The sequence below is a fragment of the Erwinia sp. V71 genome, from assembly GCF_965644245.1.
In the GTDB taxonomy this organism is placed as follows: domain Bacteria; phylum Pseudomonadota; class Gammaproteobacteria; order Enterobacterales; family Enterobacteriaceae; genus Erwinia.
Genome location: NZ_CBFFRK010000044.1, coordinates 1 through 18,734 on the forward strand (window position 1 = coordinate 1; position 18,734 = coordinate 18,734).

The window sequence follows — 18,734 nt, forward strand, 5'->3', positions numbered from 1 at the left end:
CCTCAGCGAAAGCTGGGGGTTTTTTGCGTTTACGGGACCGGAAAACCGGGCGCGGAAGCCTGAAACTGTCCCTGAATACTTCTCCTTTCCCTGCTGCGTGGGGGAACTGCCATCTCCGTGCAAAACGCGATTACCCCATTCCAGCTCGTTCAGTGTGAAAAGATCTTTAGCCTTTCAGCCATTCAACAATAAAATCAGCAACCCGTTCTGGCCGATTCAGATCCAGCCACGGCACACCAACGGTTAATGGCTGATCGCTGGCAACCGCAATCACATGCTTATCCAGTAATTCATCTGCTTTGCGTCCGGTCTCTGCCCGCCACACCACAATTTTTGGCACAGTTTCATCTTTAAACCCTTCGACCAGAACCAGATCCAGAGTGGAGGCATCCAGGCGACTGGCCAGAAAATGCAGATCGACAGATTCTGCATTATCGGGTGTTTCCGTCATTAACGCCCAGCGCTGCTGACTGGCCACCAGAACCTGATCGGCACCTGCTTTGCGCAACCGGTAACTGTCCTTTCCCGGCGTATCGATATCCATCTGGTGATGCGTATGTTTGATGAGCCCGCAGCGAATCTGGCGTGCTTTCAGTAATGGAATCAGCTGTTCCAGCAAGGTGGTTTTCCCGCTGCCGCTCCAGGCCGCGAAGGCAATCAGTGGCAGCATGCTATTTGTTCTCCTGGTAATTTTGCAGATCTTCCAGGGTATTGATGTTGGTAAAGAAAAGCGGATCATCGGAGAAAATAACAGCTTTTGCATCAATTTCGGCAAGAAAAAGCATTAACTTGCGATCGCCTCGTTGCAGGAAATCCCTTAACTTTTCTATCGCCTGGCGATGTATCAGTGTCATCGTTGGGTGGTCACGGTCGGCATTACGCACCCAGACTGCGCTGGCTGAGCCTCTTTGCTGCCATAGCTGTTGTGCCAGATGCTGAGGAATAAACGGTGTATCGCAGGAGACAAACAGCGCCCATGGCGTTGTGATCGCCTGTAACGCGGTCAGCATGCCTGCCAGTGGGCCGGCATATTCCGGGATATGGTCAGATATCACCGGGAATCCGCTCTGCTGGTAACGCGCCTGATTGCGGTTGGCGCTGATACAGACTGTCGCCACCTGTGGCTGTAGTCGCTGCAGGACATGCTGGTAGAGTGGCTGGCCATTCAGCATCATCAGCCCTTTATCCTCTCCCCCCATCCGGCTGCCGCGTCCACCGGCCAGAATAATGCCGGTGACATCCGTCAGTGCTATTGTGGTCTGCGCAGCCATCGGGCGTAATACCTCTCTTTTCATGTGGAATTAACCCTGCTAACGTAGCGGGATACTTTGTTTAAGGAACGCCAGTATGAAATGTCATCGTCTTAATGAACTGATTTCACTCCTCCAGCCAGCATGGCAGAAAGAGCCCGACCTTAATCTGCTGCAATTTTTGCAGAAACTGGCTGAAGAGTCAGGCTTCTCTGGCCCAATTGAGCAACTGACCGATGATATTCTGATTTATCACCTGAAAATGCGCGACGCAGATAAAACCGAAGAAATACCGGGTCTGAAAAAAGATTATGAAGAAGATTTCAAAACTGCACTGCTACGTGCGCGCGGTGTGATTAAGGATTAAATCGGAACCTTCAGCCAATCCGCAGGTCTTTTAGTGATATGCTTTGCTGCTTATTTGTAGCGAAAATAGCGAACCTGCGTAATGAATCAAGCCGCTTTTAACTTCCAGACGCTGAATCCCGATGCTATTGTCGATGCATTATGGGACACCGGCTTACGTGTGGAATCCGGACTGACGCCACTTAACAGCTATGAGAACCGGGTTTACCAGTTCTCAGACGAAGATAAAAAGCGCTACGTGGTTAAGTTCTATCGCCCGCAGCGCTGGACGTCAGCGCAAATCACTGAAGAACATCAATTCGCCGCCGAACTGCTCGCCGATGAAGTGCCGATTGCCGCGCCGCTGGCCTTACAGGGCCAGATGCTGCATCAGCACGACGGTTTTTACTTCGCCGTGTTCCCAAGCCTTGGTGGTCGTCAGTATGAGACTGACAATTATGATCAGATGGAATGGGTGGGGCGTTTTCTCGGCCGCATTCACCAGACCGGTAAAAAACAGACTTTTGCTGCACGCCCGACGATAGGCCTGCAGGAATATGTGCATGAGCCGCGTCAGGTGCTGGAAAACAGCGAACTGATCCCGTCAGCGTTAAAAGTTCAATTGTTACAAAGTCTGGATCGTCTGATCACTACTTTACAAAGCTGCTGGCATACTCACTGGACGCCACTACGCCTGCATGGCGATTGTCACCCGGGTAATATCCTCTGGCGTGACGGTCCGCTGTTTGTTGACCTTGATGATGCGCGTAACGGCCCGGCAGTGCAGGATTTGTGGATGCTGGTCAATGGCGATCGTCAGGAGCAGCGCATCCAGTGGGATATTTTGCTGGAAGCTTACAGTGAATTCAGTGACTTCCCTGCACATGAATTGTCACTGATTGAGCCTTTACGCGCCATGCGGATGGTTTATTATCTGGCCTGGGTAGTGCGCCGCTGGCAGGACCCTGCTTTCCCGAGAAGTTTCCCGTGGATGACGGATGAGGACTTCTGGCGCAGACAGATTTCCATTTTTGATGAGCAGGATAAGCTGTTGCAGGAGCCACCGCTGCAGTTAATGCCTGCATTTTGACGTTGTATTAAGGAGAGATATTCAAGATGAAAAAGATTTGGTTTGCGCTTGCTGGCCTGGTGCTGGCATTCAGCGCGTCTGCTGCACAATTTAGCGATGGTCAGCAGTATGTGACTCTGGAAAAGCCAGCGGCGGGTGCACCGAAGGTTCTCGAGTTTTTCTCATTTTATTGCCCGCACTGCTATCAGTTTGAACGTGTCTATCATGTTAGCGAAAATGTGAAGAAAAACCTGCCTGCAAACGTCAATGTGACCAAATATCACGTCGAATTCCTTGGCGGCGATATGGGTAAAGCGGTGACTCAGGCATGGGCTGTAGCAATGGCGCTGGGCGTGGAAGATAAAGTGACCGCGGCAATTTTTGACGGTATCCAGAAAACGCAGACCATCACCTCACCTGCTACCCTGAAAGACGTATTTATTAAAGCTGCCGGCATTACTTCTGAGGACTACGATGGTGCCTGGAACAGCTTTGCCGTGAAAGCCCTGGTTGCACAGCAGGAAAAAGCGGCAGCTGATGTCGATCTGCGTGGCGTGCCGGCTATGTTTGTTGATGGCAAATATATGGTTAACAATGGTGGCCTCGATACCAGTTCGATGGATAACTTTGTGCAGGAATATGCCAACGTGGTCAAATTCCTGGTCAGCCAGAAGTAAATTTCCTTTCTCTCTAAGCGCCGGTTTTTACCGGCGTTTTTCATTTCTTCGCTAATCTTCACGCTTTTTTATCGTCAGGAGAAATATCGTTAATACAGTCAATATTTAGCCATTGATGTTGTTTTTAGGGCGGATAAAAAATATTTGTATCCACACTAAAGCAATTCTATGCATAGCAAAAAATATCCGTGGTCACGTTGTTAACGCTATGAAATTATTGCATTTTAATGTGAGACTTAATTCTTGATCTTGTAAATAACAATATCTTAGTAAACTTACACACAAAGTTATCCACAGTTTATTACTGGAACATCGCGCGCAATTCAGAAATCTTTGCCACTTTATTGGCTGAGTTATTTCATCTTTCGCCCTCAGCTGTGGCATCCTTATGCCCATTCAAATGGCTGACAAAGAATGTGACTTCCTTATGGCGCAAATTGCAGAAAACCCGCTGATTCTGGTTGATGGCTCCTCTTATCTTTACCGGGCTTATCATGCCTTTCCTCCGCTAACCAACAGTGCGGGAGAACCAACTGGCGCAATGTATGGCGTGCTGAATATGCTGCGCAGCCTGTTGCTGCAGTATAAGCCGAGTCATGTGGCGGTGGTGTTTGATGCTAAAGGAAAAACCTTCCGTGATGAGCTGTTTGAGCACTATAAATCTCACCGTCCGCCAATGCCGGACGATCTGCGTGCGCAGATTGAGCCACTGCATCAGATGGTAAAAGCCATGGGGCTGCCACTGCTGGCGATCAGCGGCGTGGAAGCGGATGACGTCATTGGTACGCTGGCGCTGCAGGCGGAAAAACTGGGCCGTCCGGTGCTGATCAGCACCGGCGATAAAGATATGGCGCAGCTGGTGACGCCAAACGTCACGCTAATTAACACCATGAATAACACCATCCTTGGGCCGGAAGAAGTGACGACCAAGTACGGTGTTCCGCCTGAGTTGATTATCGATTTCCTCGCATTGCAGGGTGACTCTTCTGACAATATCCCGGGTGTGCCGGGTGTGGGTGAGAAAACGGCGCAGGCGCTGCTGCAGGGACTGGGTGGTCTGAATACGCTGTATGACAATCTGGATAAAATCGCTGACCTGTCATTCCGTGGCGCCAAAACCATGGCGGCGAAGCTGGAACAGAATAAAGAGGTGGCTTACCTCTCCTATCAGCTGGCAACCATCAAAACTGATGTTGCGCTGGATGTGACCTGCGATGATTTAACGGTGAATGAACCGGCAGCAGAAGAACTGCTGGGGCTGTTCCGCCAGTACGAATTCAAGCGCTGGATTGTCGACCTGGAAGAGGGCGTCTGGCTGCAGGGGAAAAAAGGCAGCCCGGTAGCAGCGAAAATCGCGGAAGAAAAAGCGGAACAGCCGCAGGAGGCGACCCCTGTTCTGTCAGCGGACGGTTATGTCACGATTCTCGATGAAGAAACCTTTGCACAGTGGCTGACGAAGCTGCAATCCAGTGAACTGTTTGCCTTCGATCTGGAAACCGATGCGCTGGACACGCTGAGCGCTAACATTATCGGCCTCTCATTCGCCGTCGCACCGGGTGACGCTGCCTACCTGCCGGTTGCCCATGACTATCTGGATGCGCCGCCACAGCTGGATCGCGACGACGTGCTGGCGCGCCTCAAACCGCTGCTGGAAGACGACAAGGCGCATAAAGTCGGTCAGAACCTGAAATATGACCGTGGCGTGCTGCAGAATTACGGTATTGAGCTGCGCGGTATTCAGTTCGACACCATGCTTGAGTCCTACATGCTGAACAGCGTGGCGGGTAAACACGATATGGATACCCTGGCATCACGCTGGCTGAACCATAAAACGGTGACCTTTGAGGAGATTGCCGGTAAAGGTAAAAACCAGCTGACCTTTAACCAGATTGCTCTGGAGCAGGCCGCTCACTATGCTGCTGAAGACGCCGATGTGACGCTGCAATTGCACCTGAAGATGTGGCCGCAGCTGGAGCAACAGCAGGGGCCAAAACAGGTGTTTGAAGCAGTAGAGATGCCGCTGGTCACGGTGATTTCACGTGTGGAGCGTAACGGCGTATTAATTGATCAAAATATTCTTGCCGCCCATTCGCAGGAGCTGGCCAGTCGTCTGACGGAGCTGGAACAGAAGGCGCATGAACTGGCTGGCGAGCCGTTCAATCTCTCTTCACCGAAACAGTTGCAGACCATTCTGTTTGAGAAGCAGGGCATTAAACCGACCAAGAAAACCCCGGGCGGTGCCCCGTCCACCAGTGAAGAAGTGCTGGCCGAGCTGGCGCTGGACCATCCACTGCCAAAAGTGATCCTTGAGCATCGCGGTTTATCGAAGCTGAAATCGACCTACACTGACAAACTGCCGCTGATGATTAACCCGATCAGTGGTCGCGTACATACTTCTTATCATCAGGCTGTCACTGCGACCGGGCGTCTGTCGTCCAGTGATCCGAACCTGCAAAATATCCCGGTGCGTAATGACGAAGGCCGTCGTATCCGCCAGGCCTTTATTGCGCCAAAAGGCTACCGCATTGTGGCGGCTGACTACTCGCAAATTGAACTGCGGATCATGGCGCATCTGTCGCAGGACAAAGGTTTGCTGAAAGCGTTTGCTGAAGGCCAGGATATCCACCGTGCAACTGCTGCTGAGGTCTTTGGCATGGCGGTGGATAAAGTCACAGGTGAACAGCGCCGTAGCGCCAAAGCGATTAACTTTGGCCTGATTTACGGCATGAGTGCGTTTGGTCTGTCGCGCCAGCTGAATATTGGCGCCGGCGAAGCGAAGAAATATATGGATCTCTATTTCGAGCGTTACCCGGGCGTATTGCAGTATATGGAAAATACCCGCCAGCAGGCATCAGAGCAGGGGTATGTTTCGACACTCGATGGCCGTCGTCTCTATCTGCCAGATATCAGTTCCAGCAACGCCATTCGTCGTAAGGCGGCAGAGCGCGCAGCGATCAATGCGCCGATGCAGGGGACTGCGGCGGATATCATCAAACGTGCGATGATCGCTGTCGACCAGTGGCTGCTGACGCAGGACAATGCTGATGTGAAGATGATTATGCAGGTTCACGATGAACTGGTGTTCGAAGTGAAGGAAACAGCTGTGGAGAGCGCCAGCCAGCAGATCCGTCAGCTGATGGAGAGCAGCATGTCACTGGATGTGCCATTACGTGTCGATGTTGGTGTCGGTGACAACTGGGATCAGGCCCACTAAACCGCATTAATAATGATGACCGGGCGGGGTTGATATGCCCCGCCAGTCAGCCCGGGGAAAAAGCGTGATTAATCGTTTCAGCCTTCGGCCAGGCGATAAAATGCGCTAAGCCTCTCTCCGCCAAACATTTTTCAGGTAATTAAGCTACAAAGAGGGTCTGTTTTTGTGACCGAAGTAGGGAAATTGATGTCGTTTGATGAAAATTAACTACAAAAAACGCTTTTTCGGTCAGAAAAAATCAGGTAAAGTTTAAGGCGTAGGGTACAGAGGTAAGATGTTCTATCTTTCAGACCTTTTACTTCACGTAATCGGATTTGGCTGAATATTTAGCCGCCCCGGCCATCATATGGCTGGGGCGTTTTTTATTGGATCAAATTCAGCGCAGGTGGCCCGACCGGTCATCGCTGCGGTGTGGACGGTGCCGTAACACCGCCCGTGAAACCTTTACTGCTGTGCTACGTCGTCTTCCGTTGCCGGAGGGATTTCGCTGTACCAGCTATCCAGCTTCAGACGCAGTTTATCCACGCCAATCTTCTTCAGTGACGAAAACATTTCAACCTGAACATCGCCCATGAATGCCAGTGCGGCTTCACGTACCGTATTCAGCTGTGCTTTGCGTGCACCGGAGGCCAGCTTGTCCGCTTTGGTTAACAGCACCAGTACCGGAATCTGACTTTCCACCGCCCACTGAATCATCTGCTGATCGAGGTCTTTCATCGGATGACGGATATCCATCAGTACCACCAGACCCTTCAGGCAGTTGCGCATCTGCAGGTATTCACCCAGCGCGCGCTGCCATTTGCGTTTTAACTCTTCCGGTACTTCGGCATAGCCATAACCCGGCAGGTCGACAAGGCGCAGGCCATCGGCCACCTGGAACAGGTTGATCAGCTGGGTGCGACCAGGGGTTTTACTGGTGCGCGCGAGACTTTTTTGGTTGGTCAGCGTATTCAGTGCGCTGGATTTACCGGCGTTAGAACGCCCGGCAAACGCCACCTCAATGCCGGTATCAGCGGGCAGGTGACGGATGTCAGGTGCGCTGGTGACGAAATGCGTTACGTGATAGTTCCAGCCAGACAAAATAGCTACTCCAAAGGTTCAATATGGCAATGGCGTGATTATACCTGTAAAGCGGGCAAAGCGCCCGAGGGTGATGACATTCGATCATTTTGTGAGACATTTGCCATAGTTTTTGCCAGTTGCTTTTAATTTTTATAAAAAAATAAGTTTTATTTGTCTAATTAAATCATGTGGTTGACTATTGATACCTAAACTAAAGTCTAATAAGTGTTTTTGACCATCTTGTCTCGCTGACCAATTAGTCTAAAGTAATTCGCAGAACCACGAAGGTTCACTTCAGGATGAAGCACTCAGGGATTGTCAGGATGGCAAAGAGTGAGGGATATCAGGAGACGGGTTCAGTGGATGGGAACCTCAAAGGATAAGGAAGCGCCCGGGATGGGTGGACAGCACACGGAAAAACCGGGATGTTGATTGCATAAATGGATGTAAAGGAAGACTGTCCTTCTACGGAAGGTGCGAAAAAAGGCGACGGGGTGACCTGCCGCCTTTTTTCTTTGTCCGCTTTCTGCTAGATTTCGCCGCAATTCTATCCTTTTCTGAAGTATTCAGTTCGCAGAACGGTCTGCCCATCTGCAATCTGACATATGACGGGACTATACTGAACATCTGTTTCCCGAGAGCTGACATCATGAAGCAACCAGCCCGCGCGCCGCGGGGTAAAACCAAAGCGCCTAAATCCAAACGTCAGTCACGCGAAGAGCTGAACCAGCAGGCGCGTGTAGATAAGAAAGATAAAAAACATCGCGGCAATGCTTCCGGCAGCCGTGCTAACCCTGTGGCCCCAGCTCAGAAGCAGGGAGCCAGCAGCAAAGCGAAAGACCCGCGTATTGGCAGTAAAAAGCCCGTTCCGCTGGGGGGAAGCGTCGCGGTGGTGGCGAAGCCGGTAAAAGCGAAGCCCGTCGTGGCAGAGAAAAAGCCGAAACTGAGCCCGCAGGAAGAGCTGTCGATGCTGGAAAACAGCGAACGTCTGGATACACTGCTGGATCGCCTGGAAAATGGTGAAGTGCTGGCAGCGGAAGATCAGGCGTGGCTGGATCAGACACTGGACCGCATCGATGTGCTGATGGAGCAGCTGGGCATCAATTTAGATGATGACGATGCCGATGAAGAAGCGGAAGAAGATATGTACCGCCTGCTGAAAGGCGGCAACTGATCGCACTGCGAAAACCGGTATTCAGCGCAGAATACCGGTTGTGAGGTTTATGCCGATGCTTTGGCCTGGATCAATTTTCGCTTTTTTTCTCACATGTTATCTGTTTTGGCTATTTGTTAAACTACGGCGTCTGTCGCGGCTGAAGTCTCGCCTGCGGCGCGATACCGTCAATCGGCAGCTGCAGCAGCGTCCTCCGGCGCGACGGTCTGTACCACGACGACCTGCTAAGGAATAACTATGTCCACGCCTGCGATTGAATGGGATCTGGCCCTGATTCAGAAATATAACTACTCCGGGCCGCGCTATACCTCTTATCCCACCGCACTCGAATTTAACCAGAGTTATAACGAAGCCTCTTTTCAACAGGCGGCGCAGCGTTATCCTGATCGGCCGCTTTCGCTTTACCTGCATATTCCGTTTTGCCATCGCCTTTGCTACTTCTGTGGCTGCAATAAAATTGTGACGCGCCAGCAGCATAAAGCCGACAGCTATCTCGATGTGCTGGAACAGGAAATCCGTACGCGTGCGCCACTGTTTGCTAATCGCACGGTGACCCAGATGCACTGGGGCGGCGGTACGCCGACCTTTCTCGACAAGACGCAAATTACCCGGCTGATCACGCTGCTGCGCAGCTGTTTCAATTTCAGTGCGCAGGCTGAACTGTCGATCGAGGTCGATCCACGCGAAATTGAACTGGATGTGCTGGATCATCTGCGCGCGGCGGGTTTTAACCGTCTGAGCATGGGGGTGCAGGACTTCAACAAGCAGGTGCAGGAGAAAGTGAACCGTGTGCAGGATGAGGCGTTTATTTTTGCCCTGCTGCAGCGAGCGCGTGAACTGGGCTTTACCTCCACCAATATCGATTTGATCTACGGCTTACCGGATCAGACGGCGGAGAGCTTCGCCTTTACCCTGCGCAAAGTCGCCGAACTGAACCCTGACCGCTTAAGCGTGTTCAACTACGCCCATCTGCCGGAGCTGTTTGCTGCCCAGCGCAAAATCAAACAGGAAGACCTGCCAGACGCCAGCCAGAAACTGGCAATTCTGCAGCAGACGATTGCCACGCTGACGGCGGAAGGTTATCAGTTTATCGGTATGGATCACTTTGCCCGGCCACAGGATGAGCTGGCGATCGCCCAGCGCGAAGGCAAGCTGCACCGCAATTTCCAGGGCTATACCACTCAGGGCGACACTGACCTGCTCGGCATGGGCGTCTCGGCGATCAGTATGATTGGCGACAGCTATGCACAGAATCAGAAAGTGATGAAGGATTATGCTGCCAGTGTCAGCCAGCAGGGCAGTGCGCTGTGGCGTGGCCTGAGTTTAACCCGCGATGACTGTCTGCGCCGTGAGGTGATTAAAGCGCTGATCTGCCATTTCTCACTGGATTTCGCTCAGATTGAACGTGAATGGCAGATCGATTTCTCCCGCTATTTCGCGGAAGATTTGGCGTTGCTGCAGCCGCTGATCGACGACGGGCTGGTGGCTTGCCACGAGAAGGGGCTTCAGGTGAGCGCTAAGGGGCGTTTGCTGATTCGGAATATCTGTATGTGCTTTGACAGCTATTTGCGCCAGAAAGCGCGTACACAGCAGTTCTCTCGGGTGATTTAATTGAAATGAAAAGGCCGACATCGCGTCGGCCTTCTTTTTTATTTTTAGCTGAAAAAGTTAAGCATCACAGCGCAAAGGATCGCCGCCACAGCCGCCTGCGGCGAGTGACTGGCCGAGGCGCTGACTTCAGCGCTTTGCGATGCGATGTGCATCAGTGATTCGAGCATAAAGCGTTCTCCCGGTAACCGCCCGCAATGATACTGGACGGCACCGGGCTGTAAAGATATCTATGCGCAAAAATTGTGCAATACCGCGCCTTTTTACAATTCTTCCGGCGCTTACTCCATTCCCAGCTCTTTTAACTTACGCGTCAGCGTATTGCGCCCCCAGCCCAGCAGGCGCGCGGCCTCCTGTTTATGGCCCTGAGTGTGACGTAACGCGGTAGTCAGCAACGTTCTTTCCATCTCCGGCTGTGCTTCCGACAACAGGTTTTGATGACCGGAGCGCAGCGCGCGATCCGCCCATTGCGCCAGCAGGGTCGCCCAGCTGTCCGGCAGCGACTGTACCGGGCTTTCCGGCGTCGATGTCTCAAACAGTTCGGACGGCAGATCCTGGATTAATACTTCCTGACCGGCGGCCATCACCGTCAGCCAGCGACAGGTGTTCTCCAGCTGACGCACGTTACCGGACCAGTGCAGACGGGTCAGTGCGGTTTCGGTTTCCGGATGCAGTATCTTCGCTTCCACACCGAGTTCACGTGCCGCGACCTGCAGGAAGTAGCGCGCCAGGCGCGGAATATCTTCCCGGCGTTCACGCAACGGTGGCAGATGAACACGAATCACATTCAGACGGTGGAATAAGTCCTCACGGAACTTGCCTTCCTGCACGCGCATCTCAAGATTCTGGTGGGTGGCGGCAATAATACGCACATCCACTTTCACCGGTGCATAACCGCCGACGCGATAGAACTGGCCATCCGCCAGCACACGCAGCAGACGCGTCTGCACATCCAGTGGCATATCGCCGATTTCATCGAGGAACAGTGTGCCGCCATCAGCCTGCTCGAAGCGTCCCTGACGGATCTGGTTCGCGCCGGTAAATGCCCCTTTCTCGTGGCCAAACAACTCCGACTCGATCAAATCTTTCGGAATCGCCGCCATATTCAGCGCAATAAACGGCGCTTTGGCACGCGGGCTGTGACGATGCAAGGCATGCGCCACCAGTTCTTTACCCGTACCGGATTCACCATTGATCAGCACGCTAATCGATGAACGTGACAGACGGCCAATAATACGGAACACATCCTGCATCGCAGGCGCTTCGCCAATGATGTCGGTGGTCGGGCCGCTGACTGGCTGATTACGCGGCTGCTGCTGTTCCTGATAGTGACTGATGGCACGCTCGACCAGTGCCACGGCCTCGTCGATATCGAAAGGTTTTGGCAGATAATCGAATGCGCCCTGCTGATAAGCACTGACGGCTGCGTCCAGATCCGAGTGCGCCGTCATTATGATGACCGGCAGCATTGGGTGGCGCTGTTTAATCTGTTTCAGTAGTGCGAGGCCATCCATGCCGGGCATACGGATATCTGACAGTAAAACGTCTGGGGTTTTGGTTGCGAGTGCATCCAGCACATCGTTGCCACTGTCAAAAGTGACGCAGCTTAAACCGGCTCCAGTGAGCGCACGTTCAAGCACCCAGCGGATGGAGCTATCGTCATCGACGATCCAAACTATCCCTCGTTGCATAGAAACCTCACTGGCGAATAGGCAGGTAAACCGAGAATTCGGTGTGACCAGGCCAACTGTTAAATTCTATTTTTCCTGAGTGCTGATCAATCAGGCTACGGGCAATCGACAGCCCCAAACCGGTGCCGCCTTCGCGTCCGCTCACCATCGGATAGAACAGCGTATCCTGCAGTTGTGCCGGAATGCCTGGCCCGTCATCTTCAATATCAATACGGGCAACCAGGCGATAACGCACGCCGTGCAGCGTCAGCTGAAACGCTGTGCGGGTACGTAACGTAATCGTGCCGCCTTCTTCACCTAACGCCTGTAACGCGTTGCGCACCACGTTCAGCAGGACCTGCTCCAGCTGATCCGGGTCGTGCGGTAATTCGGGTAAACTCGGGTCGTAATCGCGCACCAGGGTGACATTGTCCGGCAGCTCCATCGAAACCAGGTTGACCACACGTTCGGACACCTGGTGGATACTCTGCGTCACATGCATCCCGGGCTGTTGCGGCCCTAACAGGCGATCCACTAAATTGCGCAGCCGGTCGGCCTGCTCAATGATCACCTTGGTGTATTCGGTTAATGCCGGATCGGGCAGCGCTTTCGCCAGCAATTGTGCGGCGCCGCGTAAGCCACCCAGCGGGTTTTTGATTTCATGCGCCAGACCGCGTACCAGATCACGCGCCGCCACTTGTTGTGCGTGCTGCAACTGTTCCTGGCTGAGACGACGCTGGTTATCCATCGGTGCCATTTCCAGCAGGATCAGGCCATCAGGCAGGCGTTGTGCCGTCAGCGACATAATGTGCGCGCGGCTGTCCACGACCAGAGTCACTTCGCTGTCGGTAAAGCCCTGACCAGCATCGAGACTTTCGCGCATCACATCGATATTCAGCGAGAAATAGCCCATCAGGTCCGGCAACGGGGTGCCAAACAACTTGCGCGAACTTTGCGCCAGCAGCTGCTGAGCGGCCGGGTTGGCGTAATGCACCACCAGCTCATTATCGACCAGCAGAATACTGTTAATCAGAGAGTTGAGAATCTGCCCAGCATCGGGCAGCGTGCCAGTTGCCATACAGCTTTCCCTCACCATACTTGTTGTACGCGCCAGCAGGCCTGAAAATTCAGGCACTATTTTGGTGCATTATAGTCGGTCAGTTCAAAAACCGATGAATTTGTGGAGAAAAAAGCCCATCCGAAGATGGGCTGAAAGTTTCCACGGCAACAAAAAACATCAAACCAAATTAAACGCTGTAGTAAAGCTCGAACTCTACTGGGTGCGGAGTCATGCGCACGCGGTCGTTTTCAGACTTACGCAGTTCGATGTAAGCATCGATAGCGTCGTCGGTGAACACGCCACCACGGGTCAGGAACTCACGGTCTTCGTTCAGCGCGTTCAGCGCTTCTTCCAGAGAGCCCGCTACTTTTGGAATCTCAGCTTCTTCTTCCGGCGGCAGGTCATACAGGTTCTTATCCATAGCATCGCCAGGATGGATCTTGTTGATTACGCCGTCGAGGCCTGCCATCAGCAGAGCGGTGAACGCCAGGTATGGGTTAGCCGCTGGGTCCGGGAAGCGCGCTTCGATACGACGTGCTTTCGGGCTGGCAACCACTGGGATACGGATAGAAGCAGAACGGTTACGGGCTGAGTAAGCCAGCATTACTGGTGCTTCGTAACCCGGGACCAGACGCTTGTAAGAGTTGGTGGTTGGGTTAGCCAGGGCGTTGATCGCTTTAGCGTGCTTGATGATACCACCAATGTAGAACAGAGCAGTTTCAGACAGGCCGCCGTATTTGTCGCCAGCGAACAGGTTCACGCCGCCTTTAGACAGGGACATGTGGCAGTGCATACCGGAACCGTTGTCGCCAAACATTGGTTTTGGCATGAAGGTCGCGGTTTTGCCGTAGGCGTGCGCCACGTTGTGCACCACATATTTGTAGATCTGAATTTCGTCAGCTTTTTTGGTCATGGTGTTGAAGCGGGTAGCCACTTCGTTCTGACCAGCAGTTGCCACTTCGTGGTGGTGTGCTTCAACAACCAGGCCCATTTGCTCCATGGTCAGACACATGGCAGAACGGATGTCTTGTGCAGAGTCGACCGGAGGAACCGGGAAGTAACCGCCTTTGATACCAGGACGGTGGCCTTTGTTGCCGCCTTCGTATTCTTTACCGGTGTTCCATGCTGCTTCGATATCGTCGATAGCAACGTGAGAACCGGAAGTGCTGGAGCCGAAACGGATGTCGTCAAACAGGAAGAATTCTGGCTCTGGTCCAAACAGCACGGTGTCCGCGATGCCGGAAGAACGCAGGTACTCTTCAGCGCGTTTAGCGATAGAGCGTGGGTCACGGTCGTAGCCCTGCAGAGTGCCTGGCTCGAGGATGTCACAACGGATGATCAGAGTAGAATCTTCGAAGAACGGATCCATCACCGCGGTGGTCGCGTCTGGCATCAGCACCATGTCGGATTCGTTAATGCCTTTCCATCCGCCGATGGAAGAACCATCGAACATTTTGCCTTCTTCGAAGAAGTCAGCGTTAACCTGATGAGCAGGAATGGTCACGTGTTGCTCTTTACCTTTGGTATCGGTAAAACGCAGGTCAACAAACTTCACTTCGTGCTCGTTCATCATCGACAGAACGTGTTCAGCGGACATACTTAACTCTCCTGGATTTTCATTGTCGTCGTGGTTCGAGAACTTTACTGGATGGCACGCGTCAATCAGCGCGTACACTTGATAATAAAGAACTCAGACAAGCTATCAACCGTTGTGGAAACTGCCGTTTTTCGCTTAATGAGATTAAAGCGAAATCTATGCCAACTTTTTAATTTGGGGCAAAAGGCGCTATTATGCACCCTCTCGTGAGACGAGGGATGCACCATGATGGATGTCGCGCACCATTGTGGTGCTTATGGGTGATTTGTGGGCACTCTTTTGGTGCAATTTCTCGACGCAGTGCAATCTTTGCACTGTTTATGGCGGTAAAAGCAATCCCGAAAGTGAAATTTCTATGAAATTTGTGATCTTGTTCAGTCCTTCGATTAATCCGTGTACAATAGCGCGCTATTTCTAATGCCTGAGGCAAAGCTGTGATCGAAAAATTGCGTAACATCGCCATTATTGCCCACGTTGACCATGGTAAAACGACCCTGGTTGATAAGTTGCTGCAGCAGTCCGGGACCTTTGATGCCCGCACCGAAGCAACCGAACGCGTAATGGACTCCAACGATTTGGAGAAAGAGCGTGGGATTACCATCCTCGCGAAAAACACTGCCATTAACTGGAACGACTACCGCATCAACATCGTAGACACCCCGGGTCACGCCGACTTTGGTGGTGAGGTTGAGCGCGTCATGTCAATGGTTGACTCCGTACTGCTGGTTGTTGACGCAATGGACGGCCCGATGCCGCAAACCCGTTTCGTGACCAAGAAAGCTTTTGCGAATGGTCTGAAGCCGATTGTTGTAATCAACAAAGTTGACCGTCCTGGCGCGCGTCCTGACTGGGTTGTTGATCAGGTGTTTGACCTGTTCGTAAACCTGGATGCGACTGACGAACAGCTCGACTTCCCAATTATTTATGCTTCTGCACTGCAGGGCATCGCGGGTCTGGATCATACCGATATGGCGGAAGATATGACTCCGCTGTATGAAGCGATCGTAGAGCACGTTTCACCACCACAGGTTGAAGTTGAAGCGCCATTCCAGATGCAGATTTCGCAGCTGGACTACAACAACTATGTTGGTGTTATCGGTATCGGCCGCATCAAGCGTGGTCGCGTTAAGCCGAACCAGCAGATCACTATCATTGATAGCGAAGGCAAAACCCGTAACGGTAAAGTCGGTAAAGTGCTGACTCACCTCGGCCTGGAGCGTATTGACGCGACCGTGGCAGAAGCGGGTGACATTATTGCTATCACCGGTCTGGGCGAACTGAACATCTCCGACACCATCTGCGACCCGCAGAATGTAGAAGCGCTGCCAGCGCTGAGCGTGGATGAGCCTACCGTGACCATGTTCTTCAACGTCAACACCTCACCATTCTGTGGTAAAGAAGGCAAGTTTGTGACTTCACGTCAGATTCTGGACCGTCTGAACAAAGAGCTGGTGCACAACGTGGCGCTGCGTGTTGAAGAAACCGAAGATGCGGATGCTTTCCGTGTTTCCGGCCGTGGTGAACTGCACCTGTCGGTACTGATCGAAAACATGCGTCGTGAAGGCTTTGAGATGGCAGTGTCGCGTCCAAAAGTTATCAACCGCATCATCGACGGCCGTAATCAGGAGCCGTTCGAAAACGTGACGCTGGATATCGAAGAACAGCACCAGGGCGCAGTGATGCAAGCTCTGGGTGAGCGTAAAGGCGACGTGAAAGATATGGTGCCAGATGGCAAAGGCCGTATCCGTCTCGATTACCTGATCCCGGCACGTGGTCTGATCGGTTTCCGTACCGAATTCATGACCATGACTTCCGGTACTGGTCTGCTGTACTCCACCTTCAGCCACTATGACGACGTGCGTCCGGGCGAAATCGGCCAGCGCCAGAACGGCGTGCTGATCTCTAACGGCCAGGGTAAAGCGGTTGCGTTCGCACTGTTCAGCCTGCAGGACCGCGGTAAGCTGTTCCTGGGTCACGGTGCGGAAGTGTATGAAGGCCAGATCATCGGTATTCACAGCCGTTCTAACGACCTGACCGTTAACTGTCTGACCGGTAAGAAGCTGACCAACATGCGTGCTTCCGGTACTGATGAAGCGACCACCCTGGTACCACCAGTGAAAATGTCACTGGAGCAGGCGCTGGAGTTCATCGATGATGATGAACTGGTGGAAGTTACCCCACTGTCAGTACGTATCCGTAAACGTCACCTGACCGAGAACGACCGTAAGCGTGCGTCTCGCGGCAGCAAAGACGTTTAAGTGACACGTTAGCTGTGTGAAAAAAGCCCCGTTTAACGGGGCTTTTTTTATTGTCCTTTCTTCCCGGCGGCGCCTGCAATATGTGACCTTCCGCGCATTATCGCCTGCAAAATCACGCTACTTATTAGTCGCCCTGCGATGAATCGTCGAGCGATATTCCGATTTCGCTCATCCAGTCATTTGCCACCTGTTCAGTCCCTGTTTTTGCCGCTACAGTGAATAACTCACCGGAACAAAAGGAGATGACCATGCTGTATATCTTTGATTTAGGTAACGTCATTGTGGATATCGATTTCAACCGCGTATTAGGGGTATGGAGCGATCTGGGTCGTGTTCCGCTGGCGACACTGCAAAGCCATTTTCATATGGGTGAGAACTTCGAACAGCATGAGCGGGGTGAAATCAGTGATGAGCGTTTCGCGGCGGTGCTGTGTGATGAGCTGGATATCGCGCTGAGCTTCGAACAGTTTGCGGCGGGCTGGCAGGCGATCTTTGTCGGTGTGCGTGCGGAGGTGATTGCGCGTATGCACCAGCTGCGTGAACAGGGGCATCGCGTGGTGATTCTGTCGAATACCAACCGCTTGCACTGCAACCACTGGCCGTCGCAATACCCGGAAGTGCAGCAGGCGGCGGATAAACTCTATCTGTCGCAGGAAATGGGGATGCGTAAACCTGAAGCGGCTATCTACCAGCAGGTTCTGCAGCAGGAGGGATTCAGCGCGGATCAGGCGGTCTTCTTCGACGACAATCTGGACAATATCGACGCAGCGCGCGCGCTGGGTATTACCAGTATCCACGTGACGGATGCGCAGGTAATCCCGGCCTATTTTGCGCAGCAGCAGTAAGGCGTGCCAGTGATGAGACGTACGCGTCATTCGGCGCGAGTGCTGTTTGCCTGGTTAAAGCTGTTGTGGCAGCGGATTGAGCATGATGGCATGACAACCCATGCCGGCAATCTTGCTTATGTCTCGCTGCTGGCGCTGGTGCCGCTGATTGCGGTGGTGTTTGCGCTGTTTGCCGCCTTCCCGGTGTTCTCCGATATCAGCGTACAGCTGAAAAACTTTATCTTCGCCAACTTTGTGCCCGCGGCGGGCTGCCAGATCCAGCAGTATCTGGAGCAGTTTGTCGCCAACGTCAATAAAATGACGGCGATTGGTGCCGTCGGGTTGATTGTCACCGCGCTGCTGCTGATGTATTCGGTGGATACGGCGCTGAACACCATCTGGCGCAGTCACAAAAAGCGTCCACTGGTCTATTCCTTTGCGGTTTACTGGATGATTCTGACGCTGGGGCCACTGCTGGCCGGGGCCAGCATGGCGATCAGTACCTGGCTGCTGTCATTGCGCTGGGCAGCGGTGACGGGCGTCACCAGTCTGGTGGATCATCTGCTGCGCATCTTCCCATTATTGCTCTCCTGGCTCTCCTTCTGGCTGCTGTACAGCATTGTTCCCACTACACGGGTGCCGCCACGCGATGCGCTAATCGGCGCACTGGTGGCGGGGCTGCTGTTTGAGCTGGGCAAAAAAGGCTTTGCGCTCTATGTTACGATGTTTCCCTCGTACCAGTTGATTTATGGTGTACTGGCAGTGATCCCGATTCTCTTTTTGTGGGTGTACTGGAGCTGGTGCATTGTATTGTTAGGGGCGGAGATTACGGTATCGCTGGATGACTATCGCCAGCTGCGACGAAAAGAACAAGAACAGCCTGAATAGCCTGGCTTATAGACGGGTTTTATCACGGGGACAGACGA

16 protein-coding genes are annotated in these 18,734 nt (G+C 52.8%); 9 read left to right on the forward strand and 7 right to left on the reverse strand.

All coding sequences use genetic code 11. The features are described from left to right. Positions 1-166: 166 nt before the first annotated feature. Together mobB and mobA are read right to left on the reverse strand one after the other, a co-directional pair. The gene (gene mobB / locus ACSZO1_RS11370) at positions 167-670 is read right to left on the reverse strand and encodes a molybdopterin-guanine dinucleotide biosynthesis protein MobB (protein ID WP_437612579.1); all 504 of its coding nucleotides are present in this window, start codon (positions 668-670) and stop codon (positions 167-169) included. Position 671: 1 nt separating this feature from the next. Next, positions 672-1,295: a molybdenum cofactor guanylyltransferase MobA gene (gene mobA / locus ACSZO1_RS11375; RefSeq protein WP_437612581.1), complete on the reverse strand. Its 624-nt coding sequence runs from the start codon at positions 1,293-1,295 to the stop codon at positions 672-674. Positions 1,296-1,347: 52 nt separating this feature from the next. Between mobA and ACSZO1_RS11380 the strand changes: the two genes are divergently transcribed. The 4 genes from ACSZO1_RS11380 to polA all read left to right on the forward strand — a co-directional run bounded on the left by ACSZO1_RS11380 (position 1,348) and on the right by polA (position 6,555). Beyond that, positions 1,348-1,617: a YihD family protein gene (locus ACSZO1_RS11380; protein WP_437612583.1), complete on the forward strand. Its 270-nt coding sequence runs from the start codon at positions 1,348-1,350 to the stop codon at positions 1,615-1,617. A gap of 81 nt (positions 1,618-1,698) precedes the next feature. Further along, complete coding sequence (locus tag ACSZO1_RS11385; protein WP_437612585.1) at positions 1,699-2,685, forward strand: serine/threonine protein kinase; 987 nt, start codon at positions 1,699-1,701, stop codon at positions 2,683-2,685. A gap of 26 nt (positions 2,686-2,711) precedes the next feature. Then, complete coding sequence (gene dsbA, locus ACSZO1_RS11390; RefSeq protein WP_437612587.1) at positions 2,712-3,341, forward strand: thiol:disulfide interchange protein DsbA; 630 nt, start codon at positions 2,712-2,714, stop codon at positions 3,339-3,341. 427 nt (positions 3,342-3,768) lie between these two features. Continuing rightward, a complete protein-coding gene (gene polA / locus ACSZO1_RS11395; RefSeq protein ID WP_437612589.1) occupies positions 3,769-6,555 on the forward strand; it encodes a DNA polymerase I in 2,787 nt (928 codons plus the stop codon). Between the two features lie 444 nt (positions 6,556-6,999). Here the strand turns inward: polA and yihA are convergent, their stop codons facing one another. Continuing rightward, the gene (gene yihA, locus ACSZO1_RS11400) at positions 7,000-7,635 is read right to left on the reverse strand and encodes a ribosome biogenesis GTP-binding protein YihA/YsxC (protein ID WP_437612590.1); all 636 of its coding nucleotides are present in this window, start codon (positions 7,633-7,635) and stop codon (positions 7,000-7,002) included. A gap of 631 nt (positions 7,636-8,266) precedes the next feature. Between yihA and yihI the strand changes: the two genes are divergently transcribed. Both yihI and hemN read left to right on the forward strand, forming a co-directional pair. Next, positions 8,267-8,791, forward strand: coding sequence for a Der GTPase-activating protein YihI (gene yihI / locus ACSZO1_RS11405; RefSeq protein WP_437612592.1), 525 nt, complete (start codon positions 8,267-8,269; stop codon positions 8,789-8,791). Between the two features lie 237 nt (positions 8,792-9,028). Continuing rightward, on the forward strand, positions 9,029-10,402 hold the full coding sequence (gene hemN / locus ACSZO1_RS11410) for an oxygen-independent coproporphyrinogen III oxidase (protein ID WP_437612594.1): 1,374 nt from the start codon (positions 9,029-9,031) through the stop codon (positions 10,400-10,402). A 44-nt stretch (positions 10,403-10,446) separates the two neighbouring features. Here hemN and ACSZO1_RS11415 read toward each other — a convergent pair whose 3' ends face one another. The 4 genes from ACSZO1_RS11415 to glnA form a co-directional block, all read right to left on the reverse strand. Then, positions 10,447-10,569, reverse strand: coding sequence for a YshB family small membrane protein (locus ACSZO1_RS11415; RefSeq protein WP_437612596.1), 123 nt, complete (start codon positions 10,567-10,569; stop codon positions 10,447-10,449). Positions 10,570-10,680: 111 nt separating this feature from the next. Continuing rightward, the gene (gene glnG / locus ACSZO1_RS11420) at positions 10,681-12,090 is read right to left on the reverse strand and encodes a nitrogen regulation protein NR(I) (RefSeq protein ID WP_437612598.1); all 1,410 of its coding nucleotides are present in this window, start codon (positions 12,088-12,090) and stop codon (positions 10,681-10,683) included. Between the two features lie 7 nt (positions 12,091-12,097). After that, on the reverse strand, positions 12,098-13,147 hold the full coding sequence (gene glnL, locus ACSZO1_RS11425; RefSeq protein WP_437612600.1) for a nitrogen regulation protein NR(II): 1,050 nt from the start codon (positions 13,145-13,147) through the stop codon (positions 12,098-12,100). 169 nt (positions 13,148-13,316) lie between these two features. Then, on the reverse strand, positions 13,317-14,726 hold the full coding sequence (glnA, locus tag ACSZO1_RS11430; protein WP_437612602.1) for a glutamate--ammonia ligase: 1,410 nt from the start codon (positions 14,724-14,726) through the stop codon (positions 13,317-13,319). A gap of 434 nt (positions 14,727-15,160) precedes the next feature. Here glnA and typA point away from each other — a divergent pair, with 434 nt between their 5' ends. The 3 genes from typA (at position 15,161) to ACSZO1_RS11445 (ending at position 18,696) form a co-directional block, all read left to right on the forward strand. Then, a complete protein-coding gene (typA, locus tag ACSZO1_RS11435; protein ID WP_437612604.1) occupies positions 15,161-16,984 on the forward strand; it encodes a ribosome-dependent GTPase TypA in 1,824 nt (607 codons plus the stop codon). A 248-nt stretch (positions 16,985-17,232) separates the two neighbouring features. Next, positions 17,233-17,829, forward strand: coding sequence for a glucose-1-phosphatase (gene yihX, locus ACSZO1_RS11440; protein ID WP_437612606.1), 597 nt, complete (start codon positions 17,233-17,235; stop codon positions 17,827-17,829). Positions 17,830-17,841: 12 nt separating this feature from the next. Further along, on the forward strand, positions 17,842-18,696 hold the full coding sequence (locus ACSZO1_RS11445; RefSeq protein WP_437612621.1) for a virulence factor BrkB family protein: 855 nt from the start codon (positions 17,842-17,844) through the stop codon (positions 18,694-18,696). Positions 18,697-18,734: the final 38 nt, after the last annotated feature.

Excerpts from the sequence above, each read along its gene's own strand:
- dsbA (WP_437612587.1), top strand. The coding sequence starts at position 2,712 with ATGAAAAAGATTTGGTTTGCGCTTGCTGGCCTGGTGCTGGCATTCAGC.
- polA (WP_437612589.1), top strand. The coding sequence starts at position 3,769 with ATGGCGCAAATTGCAGAAAACCCGCTGATTCTGGTTGATGGCTCCTCT.
- ACSZO1_RS11385 (WP_437612585.1), top strand. The coding sequence starts at position 1,699 with ATGAATCAAGCCGCTTTTAACTTCCAGACGCTGAATCCCGATGCTATT.
- mobB (WP_437612579.1), bottom strand. The coding sequence starts at position 670 with ATGCTGCCACTGATTGCCTTCGCGGCCTGGAGCGGCAGCGGGAAAACC.
- glnG (WP_437612598.1), bottom strand. The coding sequence starts at position 12,090 with ATGCAACGAGGGATAGTTTGGATCGTCGATGACGATAGCTCCATCCGC.
- glnA (WP_437612602.1), bottom strand. The coding sequence starts at position 14,726 with ATGTCCGCTGAACACGTTCTGTCGATGATGAACGAGCACGAAGTGAAG.
- yihX (WP_437612606.1), top strand. The coding sequence starts at position 17,233 with ATGCTGTATATCTTTGATTTAGGTAACGTCATTGTGGATATCGATTTC.
- ACSZO1_RS11445 (WP_437612621.1), top strand. The coding sequence starts at position 17,842 with ATGAGACGTACGCGTCATTCGGCGCGAGTGCTGTTTGCCTGGTTAAAG.
- ACSZO1_RS11415 (WP_437612596.1), bottom strand. The coding sequence starts at position 10,569 with ATGCTCGAATCACTGATGCACATCGCATCGCAAAGCGCTGAAGTCAGC.
- glnL (WP_437612600.1), bottom strand. The coding sequence starts at position 13,147 with ATGGCAACTGGCACGCTGCCCGATGCTGGGCAGATTCTCAACTCTCTG.
- mobA (WP_437612581.1), bottom strand. The coding sequence starts at position 1,295 with ATGAAAAGAGAGGTATTACGCCCGATGGCTGCGCAGACCACAATAGCA.
- yihI (WP_437612592.1), top strand. The coding sequence starts at position 8,267 with ATGAAGCAACCAGCCCGCGCGCCGCGGGGTAAAACCAAAGCGCCTAAA.
- ACSZO1_RS11380 (WP_437612583.1), top strand. The coding sequence starts at position 1,348 with ATGAAATGTCATCGTCTTAATGAACTGATTTCACTCCTCCAGCCAGCA.
- hemN (WP_437612594.1), top strand. The coding sequence starts at position 9,029 with ATGTCCACGCCTGCGATTGAATGGGATCTGGCCCTGATTCAGAAATAT.